Annotated in this window: 6 protein-coding genes and 1 pseudogene; 5 read left to right on the top strand and 2 right to left on the bottom strand. The window is 68.6% G+C overall.

Features of this window, described 5'->3' with window-relative positions:
• Nucleotides 1–224: 224 nt before the first annotated feature.
• The 5 genes from VD972_RS12255 to VD972_RS12235 all read left to right on the top strand — a co-directional run bounded on the left by VD972_RS12255 (nt 225) and on the right by VD972_RS12235 (nt 8,541).
• Nucleotides 225–1,649, top strand: a complete 1,425-nt coding sequence (locus tag VD972_RS12255) for a WGR domain-containing protein (protein ID WP_324985692.1) — start codon at nt 225–227, stop codon at nt 1,647–1,649.
• 1 nt (nt 1,650) lies between these two features.
• A complete protein-coding gene (locus VD972_RS12250) occupies nt 1,651–4,755 on the top strand; it encodes a hypothetical protein (RefSeq protein WP_324985689.1) in 3,105 nt (1,034 codons plus the stop codon).
• Nucleotides 4,745–6,391: an SWIM zinc finger family protein gene (locus VD972_RS12245; RefSeq protein ID WP_324985686.1), complete on the top strand. Its 1,647-nt coding sequence runs from the start codon at nt 4,745–4,747 to the stop codon at nt 6,389–6,391. The genes VD972_RS12250 and VD972_RS12245 overlap by 11 nt, the downstream gene beginning before the upstream one ends.
• A gap of 281 nt (nt 6,392–6,672) precedes the next feature.
• Nucleotides 6,673–8,244: a reverse transcriptase family protein gene (locus tag VD972_RS12240; protein WP_324985683.1), complete on the top strand. Its 1,572-nt coding sequence runs from the start codon at nt 6,673–6,675 to the stop codon at nt 8,242–8,244.
• Nucleotides 8,245–8,295: 51 nt separating this feature from the next.
• A complete protein-coding gene (locus tag VD972_RS12235) occupies nt 8,296–8,541 on the top strand; it encodes a hypothetical protein (RefSeq protein WP_324985680.1) in 246 nt (81 codons plus the stop codon).
• Here VD972_RS12235 and VD972_RS12230 read toward each other — a convergent pair whose 3' ends face one another.
• Together VD972_RS12230 and VD972_RS12225 are read right to left on the bottom strand one after the other, a co-directional pair.
• Nucleotides 8,542–9,051: an OmpA family protein gene (locus tag VD972_RS12230; RefSeq protein ID WP_324985678.1), complete on the bottom strand. Its 510-nt coding sequence runs from the start codon at nt 9,049–9,051 to the stop codon at nt 8,542–8,544.
• A 48-nt stretch (nt 9,052–9,099) separates the two neighbouring features.
• Nucleotides 9,100–9,323, bottom strand: a pseudogene (locus VD972_RS12225) (peptidase M48); the annotation flags it as partial.

Here is a 9,323-nt window from a genome sequence, read left to right as displayed (position 1 = left end):
AAGGCGCTCGGCAAGGACCATCCCACTACCCGAGCCATCCGCTCGAAGCTTGAACCCGTGCAGCTGCAATAGAGGGCCACTACAGCCGATTCGGAGGATTGCGCCCACGGAGAAGACCTCCAGGGTTTCCTTCCCTCGTCGCCTGCCACACGCACGTCTAGGGCTTCCGGAATGTCAGCGGGTGAGGCTAGGCTCCGCATCGTTCGCCAGAGGGGACCACGGGAATGGCTGATCAGCTGACGTACCTGGAGCTTTCGGAAGACGGTGGCAGTTCGCACAAGTTCTACGAGGTGAAGGTCGAGGGCAAGAAGCTCTCCATCCGCTTCGGTCGCATCGGTGACTCCGGCCAGCTCAAGGTCACCGACTTCCCCAACTCCGACAAGGCCCTCGCCGAGGCCCAGAAGAAGATCGCCGAGAAGACCAAGAAGGGCTACGCCCCCGCCGTCATCGGCCAGCGCAAGAAGCGCTCCGTCACCCGTCGCGAGATCACCAGCGGCACCTCCGCTGCCAAGCAGGCCCCCATCCGCTGGAAGTTCGGCACCGGTGAACGCGCCTTCGGCATCTTCGTCGATGACGCCCGCTGCTGGGTGGGCAACGAGAGCGGCAACATCTACTCGCTCAGCCACGACGGCAAGGTCCTCGACCAGTTCCGCCTCCCGGATGGTGTGAAGAGCATCGTCGCCGACGACCGCTGGCTCTACGCCGGCTGCGATGACGGCAACGTGTACGATCTCAGCGGCAAGGTGCCTCGCAAGGCGTACGAGATCGCCGAGGACGTGGACATCTTCTGGCTCGACATCAAGGACGCCGTGCTCGGCGTCTCCGACGCCAACGGCAAGCTCACCGCCATCAACCACGAGGACGAGTCCGTCTGGTCCCGACAGAGCAAGGGCACCCACGCGTGGATGGTCCGCTGTGACGAGGTCGGCATGTACCACGGCCACGCCAAGGGCGTGACCATGTACGACTGGGAGGACGGCAGCGAGATCTGGTCCAAGCCCACCAACGGCCACGTGATGTTCGGCTGGCAGGAAGAGTCCTCCATCTACGCCTGCACCAACACCGGCTACGTCCACAAGTTCACCAAGAAGGGGGATGTGGGCCCAGTGATGAAGTGCGACTCGGCGGTGTTCTCGTGCGCCGCGGTCGAGGACGGGAAGTACGTCTTCGCTGGCGACAACATGTCCAGCATCTACTGCTTCAACGAGAAGGGCGAGCGGCTGTGGAAGCTGTCCACCGGCTGCGGCTCCGCCTTCTCCATGCAGTTCTTCAAGGACCGGCTCTACATCGTCACCACCGACGGCTCCCTGGCCAGCATCGACGCGAGCGAGGCCGCCATCCAGGACGCCCAGAAGGGCACCCTCCCCAAGGCCGTCACCGTCAAGGCTCCCAAGCCGCTGGCCGCCGCCCAGGTGGGCACGGTGGAGACGACCCGCAGCGCGGGCTCGGGCGTCGTCGTCGAGTGCTACGAGGACGGCGGCCATGTGCGCGTGCGTGTCACGTCCCCCGGCTACAACAAGAACTGGCACGTGCAGTTCCCCAAGGACATCCGTGAGGCGGGCTCTCGCTTCGTCGTCGAGGGCGTGCGCGAGTCCGCTCGCGGCGGCTTCTACCGCGCCTATGGCGACATCAAGAAGCTGGTGAACTGACGTGAAGCTCATCGAGCAGGTGACGCTGCTCTTCCAGGAGGGGAGGAGCGACAAGGTGTACGAGGCGGACCTGCTCGAGGTCGGGGCGGGCCAGTACGTCGTCAACTTCCGCTACGGTCGGCGAGGCGCCGCCCTCAAGGACGGCACCAAGACGCCCGTCCCCGTCTCCATGGCCGAGGCGCGCAAAGCCTTCGACAAGCTCGTCCAGTCCAAGCTGGACACCGGCTATGTGCGCGCGGGGCACCCCTCTGCTGGGCTGCCGCCCCCTCCGCCTCGGCCCGCAGCGTCCACGCCGGCCGCGGCCGGTGGGCCTGCCGCCACGCCTGGGGCACCGGCCGCGCCTCCGGGAGCCTCGGCCCGCGAGAGCACCCTGCTCCAACAGCTCACGCAGGAGGTCAGCACCCGCCGCTGGTTCCGCTCCACCGAGGTGCGCGCGACGGCTCGGCCCCTGGAGCGCGTCATCTGGCGCGTGGGCGAGCTGCGCGTCCGCGCCGCCGAGCCCATCCTCCTGCCCATGCTGGAGCGTGCCAAACCGCTGCGCGCGTATTGCATCGCTGCGGCGCTCGGGCGCCTGGGCTCGGCGCAGTCCGTGTCCGCGCTCGGGCGGCTCTATGGAGATCCCGGTACTCCGGACATGGTGCGCCGCATCGCCACCGAGGCGCTGCTCCAACTCTCCGATGAAGCCACCCGTCGCGAGTTCCGCCAGGACCTGATGGGCAAGCTGCCCACTGCGCTCCGCGACGCCGCCCAGGCGGGCAACGCGGAGACCTTCGGACAGGAACTCGACAAGCTCCTCGCCGCCGGAGGGAAGGACCCTTACGCGGTGCTGGAGACGGTGTACCTGGTGGACTCGGAGGTGTCGCGCCCTGCGCTGCTGCGCGTGCTGCGGGCGGCCCCCTTCCAGCGCGGCGCAGTGAAGGCGCTGCGTCACATCTTCAAGATGGCCGAGTACCGCCGGGACGGGGAGGTGTTCGGCCTCATCGCCTGGCGCTACGAGAAGGAGCGCGCCGTCAGCCGAAGCGGGCGCGAAGGTTTCAACAAGGCCACGCGCTTGTTCCTGCGGCGCCGCGTCTGGCGCACGCTGCGGCGGATGGGCCAGATTGAGGACTCCGACTTCGTGAAGATGGCGGTGGGTGTCCTGCTGGCCTTCAGCGACGAGGACGCGGTGCCCGAGCTCTCGACGACCTCCGGCTATGGCCGCAACCGCGAGGAGCACCATTGGGGCGCTTTTGCTCCCTACTGGGCCTTCAACCACCTGCTGCATGGACGCAGCCGGCGCCTGGTGGCCGTGCCTCACAGGCTCACCTTCTTCGCCAAGTGGAAGCCGCGCTCGGATGCGGAGGTGCGCGAGCGCGAGGAGAGCTTCCCCGAGCTGTGGGACCGTACGCCCCAAGGGTTGATGCACCTGCTCGACGAGAGCCGCTGCGCGCCCGTGCACACCTTCGCTGCTCGCGCCCTGCGCGCCCTGCCAGCCTTCCTGGCTCAGCTCGACGCGGACTCGGTGGCGATGCTGCTGGACAAGCCCTATGAGCCCACGGCCCAGCTGGGCCTGGACCTGGCCATCGAGCGGGTCAATGCGCGCGGAGAGCCTCGGGCGCTGGTGCTCGCGGCGGCGCGCTCCCCGTACGCGCCTGCACGCAAGCAGGCCTTCCGCTGGTTGGATGCGCTCCGGGACGTCCTGCTGAAGGACCTGTCCTTCCTCGCCGCGCTGGCCATCTCGCCGCAGACCGAGACACGCCAGTATGTGGCCAGCCTCCTGCGCGGCTCCGTCATGCCGGATGACGTGGCCGAGGCGTTCATCCGTCACCTGCTCCAGGCGGCGCGCAAACTGGGCCCGAACGATGGTCCCCTGGCAGCCGACGTGAAGCTGCTGGTGCTCGCCGCGCTGGGCCCCCTGGGCCGGCCGCCGGGGACGGAGGTCCTCATCGAGCTGCTGGGCCACCCGCTCGTCGAGGTTCAGGAGCTGGGCGGCGAGCTGCTCCTGCGCCGGGACCTGCGCACCGAGCCGGTGCCTCCCGAGGTGCTCGGCCACCTGCTGCAGTCCGCGAGCGCCTCTCTGCGCACCCTGGGCTTGCGCCTGCTGGGGAAGATGCCGGACGCAGCATTCCTCGCGAACGAGGACGTCCTTGCGAGGCTGGCCTCCAGTCCGCACCCGGATGTCCGCCAGGGCATCCGTCCGTTGATCGGGCGCCTCGTCACTCTGGACGCGGCGGCGGGCGCGCGGGTGTTGGAGATGCTCGTGGCGGCGCTGCTCCGCCGGAGACTGCCCGAGGGGGTGCCGGAGCACGTGGCCGCCCTGATCACCGGCGAGCTGGCCACCGCGTTCCATGCTGTCTCCGCGGAGACGGTGTGGCGGCTGCTGGACTCGGAGGACGGCACGGCGCAGAGCCTGGGCGCCGCGCTCCTCGAGAAGCGGGGAGACGCACTGACGGTGGACGTGGCGCGGGCGGTGAAGCTCGCGGGCCACGACGTGCTCAAGGTGCGCGAGTGGGCCTGGCACTGGATGGAGAGCCACTTGTCCGTGGTGCGTGCGGATCTGGCCACGGCGGTGCGGCTGCTCGACACGCGCTGGGATGACGCGCGGGCCTTTGCCTTCCGCTACTTCCGCGAGCGCTTCGCCCCCGAGGACTACACCCTGGAGGTGCTCGTCTCCGTGGCGGACAGCGTCCGGACGGACGTGCAGACGTTCGGGCGGGAGATGCTGGCGCGCTCGTTCCGCGAGGAGGATGGGCCGGAGCTGCTGCTGCGGCTGTCCGAGCACCCGGCTCCCCCGGTGCAGCTCTTCGCCACGCACTACCTGGACCGCTTCGCCAGCGGCAACGTGGCCCTGGTGGAGAAGCTGGTGCCATACTTCAACCGGGTGCTGAACCAGGTGAACAAGGGGCGCGCCGCGCGTGGCCGCGTGCTGGAGTTCCTCCGAAAGGAGGGGCGGCGCGACGAGGTGGCAGGCCGTCAGGTGGTGGATGTGCTGCACCGATTGTCAGCGACGATTGCTATAGAGAATCGCGCCGCGGCGCTGGAGGCCATGCTCGCCATCGGGAAGGCGCAGCCAGCCGTCCCACTGCCCGTGCGCTTGAAGCCAGTGGAGGTCCGTCGTGGAGTTTGAGTACGCCTATCGGGGCAATACCGCCGTCGAGCACCGGGGCGACCGCACCGACCTGTCCTTCTCTCCGGACACCAAGCGCCCGCCCACGTACTTCTCCGGGGAGCTGCGCCAGAACGTGGCCTTCCGCGAGGCCATCTCCGCCCTGCACAGCGTGGTGGTGTCGGACCTGCGCTTCAAGCCCAAGGACAAGACGGCCTACAAGGCCTGGGCCGCGAAGCAGGAGGACGCGGATCTCGACACCATCTTCGCCCAGCGCCAGCAGGTGGCCGGCCGGCTGAAGGGGCTGCGCGAGGAGCTGACGGAGCTGGAGCGGCAGAGCGCCCGGCGCATGGGCCCCTTCCTGGAGGCCCGGCGGCGCTACTTCAACTACCTCTACGAGAAGAATCGGGACTTCTGGTTCGTCTTCGATCCGGTCATCACCGTCCACCCGGACGAGGCCTTCTTCGAGTGCTTCAGCCAGGACGAGTCCAGCTACGGCCGGCTGGGCGCCAGCTACGAGGTGTTCCAGAACGTCGGCGAGTTCGCCTGCGGCACCACCAACATCGACTACTCGTCGCCGCTCTATGACGAGTTCCAGAAGATCCGCTCGTACAAGAAGACGCACTTCGAGGTGGACCCGACAGGCTTCACCACGAAGACGGGCGAGGACGCGGCGTACAAGGAAGTGAAGATCGATCTGCCGGACTCGTGGGTGCGCGGGTTCCTGCAGGTGAACTCGGCCATGAGCCTGCCGGCCACGCGCGTCGACCTGCACCCCATGGACGTGCACAACTTCCTCTTCGTGCTCAAGCGCCGCAAGGAGAAGAAGGGCCCGCGCTCCATGCGCTACCGGCTCACGCCAGGGCAGCCGGTGAAGGTCGTCTTCGAGCCGTGGAACCTGGAGGTGACGTGCTCGCGCTCCATCTATGAGGGCCAGGGCACGCACGACATCCGCGTGTGGGGCCGCCGCCGTCTGCTCATCCTCGAGCGGCTCATCCCCGTGGCGCGCCGCTTCACGGTGCACCTGCTGGGCAGCGGGATGCCGTCCTTCTATGTGGCGGACCTGGGAGACCTGTCCTTCACGCTGGGCCTCTCCGGGTGGACAGCGAATGACTGGTCCACCGCGGGCAACTTCGACCTGATGGCGCCCCGCACCGAGGTGGACGAGTTCACCCGCCGCCGCGTCTTCGATGCGCTCAAGGAGACGTGGCGCGAGCCTCCGGAAGCGCTCGCGGCGAGGCTGGGGATGGACCGGGCCACGGTGCTGGGCGCGCTGGGCGCGTACACGCAGGCGGGCCGGGCCATCTGGGATCTGAACAAGGGCGTGTACCGGGCGCGTGAGCTGAGCCGCGAGCCGCTGCCCATGGAGAAGCTGCGCTTCTCCAACGAGCGTGAGGAGAAGGCCTCGCGTTTCCTGGAGGGACGGGCGGTGATGGTGCAGGCTCAGCCCTCGAATGTGGATGGAGGGCTGGAGCTGAAGGGGACGGTACGGGACAGCAGCAAGGTGCACCGCGCAGCTTTGCGGCTCGATGGGGATCAGCGTATGGTTTCCGCCGAGTGCACCTGCAACTTCTTCCAGCAGAACAAGTTGTTCAAGGGGCCATGCGAGCACCTGCTCGCGCTGCGGCTCCAGCACTCGAAGTCGCATCGGACATGAAGGGAGGGAGGGTTCGCGCACGCGGCGGTCAGAGGGCAGTACCTTGCAACCCGGGCGGCGTTTCGCCGTCCTTGCCTGATGGCCTGTGATGCATCACTGGCCCGCTCTTGACTGTGCCGTACCTCCCTACCCCAGGCGTATGGCGGTGTGGATTCCGTAAATCCATAGCGCCCGGGGTAGGGGGTACGGCTTGAGTCGAGACGAGCCAGTCCTGAGAGCAGTACGAAGGTGCTCTCGGACCGCCGCGTGGACGAACCCTCCCTGCTCTTCGTGAGAGCGCCATGGCCCAACGACCCCCGCGAAACCGGCAGGAGCTGTACGAGCGCATCCAGGAGAGCTCCAAGGATGAGGTCATCCTGGACGAGATGGTGCGCCTGGGCTACTGGCCCGCGCGCAGCGGCATCCCCGGGGATCCCCGGGATGAGATGCACCGGAAGGCCGAGCTGCAGAGCCAGATCCGGGCGCTGACCACCGAGCAGTCCCGCCTGGGGAACCTCGAGAAGCTGAAGAAGGAGCTGCGCAAGAAGCGGCTCGCGGAGAGCAAGCGCAAGCAGAAGGAGACGAAGGAGCGGCGCGAGCGCGAGCGGGTGGCCCGGGCCGAGGCCTGGAAGGCGCGCAAGGCGAAGGAGATCCTCTTCCTGGGACGCGGGGTGTCGGGCGGGCTGAGCCAGCGCACGCCGGATGCGCCGAAGCTGGAGCGCCAGGGGCTGCCAAAGCTGGAGACGCCGGAGGCTCTGGCCCAGGCGCTGGGGCTCACGGTGGGGCAGCTGAGGCAGCTCTGCTACGCGCGGGTGGTGTCCACGCGGACGAACTACGTGCGCTTCGCGCTGCCGAAGAAGACGGGGGGCCTGCGGCTCATCTCCGCGCCGCTGCCTCGGCTGAAGGCGGCCCAGCACTGGGTGCTGGAGAACGTGCTGGAGAAGCTGCCGGTGCACGATGCGGCGCACGGCTTCCGGGCGGGGCGCTCCATCGTCAGCAACGCGCAGCCGCACGTGGGCGCCGCGGTGGTGGTGAACCTGGACCTGAAGGACTTCTTCCCCACGGTGGTGTACCCGCGGGTGAAGGGCTTCTTCGTGAAGCTGGGGTACAGCGAGGCGACGGCGACGGCGCTGGCGCTGCTGTGCACCGAGCCGGATCTCGAAGAGGTGGAGCTGGATGGGCAGCGGTACTTCGTCGCGCAGGGCGGCAGGAGGCTGCCGCAGGGCGCGCCCACCTCTCCGGCGCTGACGAACCTGCTGTGCCGGCGGCTCGACCGGCGGTTGAAGGGCGCGGCGCAGAAGCTGGGCTTCACGTACACGCGCTACGCGGATGACCTGACGTTCTCCGTGCCCAAGGGCGGGACGGGGGATGTGGGGAAGCTGCTGCGGCTGGCGCGGTTCGTCATCCGCAAGGAGGAGTTCACCCCTCACCCGGAGAAGACGCGGGTGCTGCGGCGGGGCGGGCAACAGGAGGTGACGGGCGTCGTCGTCAACGACAAGCCAGGGGTGGATCGCGAGACGCTGCGGCGCTTCCGCGCGCTCCTGCACCAGCTCGAGAAGAGCGGGCCCGAGGGCAAGAAGTGGAACAGCTCGACGGACGTCATCGCCTCCGCGGTGGGCTTCGCCAACTACGTGGCCATGGTGGATCGGGTGAAGGGCAAGGCGCTTCAGGAGAAGGCCCGAGCGCTGGAGCGGAAGTACGGGCGTAAGACGGTGATGCCACCGAGGCCCAAGGCCGGCGCGCCCGCACAGCCTGGCCCGGCGGCCTCTCCGCCCATATCGAGCAGCCAGACGCCCGCGAGCGGGGCTCCGAAGCCAGAGGAGCCTTCAGACCCGACAGATTCGCCGAAGAAGAAGTGGTGGAAGCTGTTCTGAGTCCGAGGGCTCACCCCGATAGGCATGCTCCCTTTTCCGCGGAGGTGAGGTGTGGACGAGAAGTGGCTGATCCTCGCTGGGCTCGGGGTGCTCGGAGTGGCCATCGCGCTCCTCGTCCGAGGCACGGAGGCCCAGCGGCTGCGGCGGGCCTGGTTCCGCAGCACGCCTCTGCCCAGGGCGCAGGCGGAGGAGTCGCTCGCGCGACACCTGATGGCGCAGAGGGGGCGGTTCCCGAACCGCACCGAGGTCTGGTACCTGAGGAAGATCCTCGCGGAGCTGCGGCGGGACCGGCGCTGATCACTTCTTCGCGCAGGCATCGCCCGCGAGCTTGCCGCCCGCGTCCAACGGCATGCCGCCGATGGGCCGGTCGCGCAGAGCCGCGTTGACGAAGCTCATGCGACGGTTCTGGGCCTTGCCCTCGGGGGTGGAGCTGTCGGCCACGGGCTTGCTGTTGCCGAAGCCCACCGGGACGAGCCGCCTGCAGTCCACACCCTTCGCCACCAGCCAGAGCGCCACCGCCAGCGCCCGCTTCTCGGAGAGCGTCTGGCTGTCTTCGCCGGGAGTGTCCGAGTGGCCCTCGATGCGCAGCGCGGAGATGTACGACTTCGCGTCCAGGTAGGCGCGCACGTGCTCCAGCGCCGGCGTGCTCTCCTCGGTCAGCGTGTCCGTGCCGCTCTTGAAGGTGATGGGGGAGGGGAGCACCAGCTCGTGGCCCTCGAGCTTGAACGAGGGCTTCGCGTCCTCCGCGAGCACGGGCAGCGAGAGCAGGAGGGTCAGCGGCAGCAGGCAATGGGCGATCGAGCGCATGGGCACCACCAGAGAGAGAAGCGGTCCCCGCGAGCCTCGCACGGAACGTCACGGACTGGCAGGGGGACCGCCGGTGACGCGCTTGACGAGCCGGCCTGCCGGGAGCGTGTCTGCCGGCTTCACACCGTTGATGAGGGCCAGCTCCTCCAGCGGAATCGTGGAGGGGGAGCGCGACTGGAACTGCGCCAGCGTCATGGCCTGGTCCAGCGTCACCAGCTCGATGCGCGCGGGCTGCACGGCCAGCAGGGCCGGGTCCGTCAGCTCCCGGAAGC

It is taken from the genome of Hyalangium sp., from assembly GCF_035629615.1.
Taxonomy (GTDB): domain Bacteria; phylum Myxococcota; class Myxococcia; order Myxococcales; family Myxococcaceae; genus Hyalangium.
The sequence above is the reverse complement of the archived record's forward strand: the minus strand, read 5'-3'. Positions and strand labels throughout refer to the sequence as shown.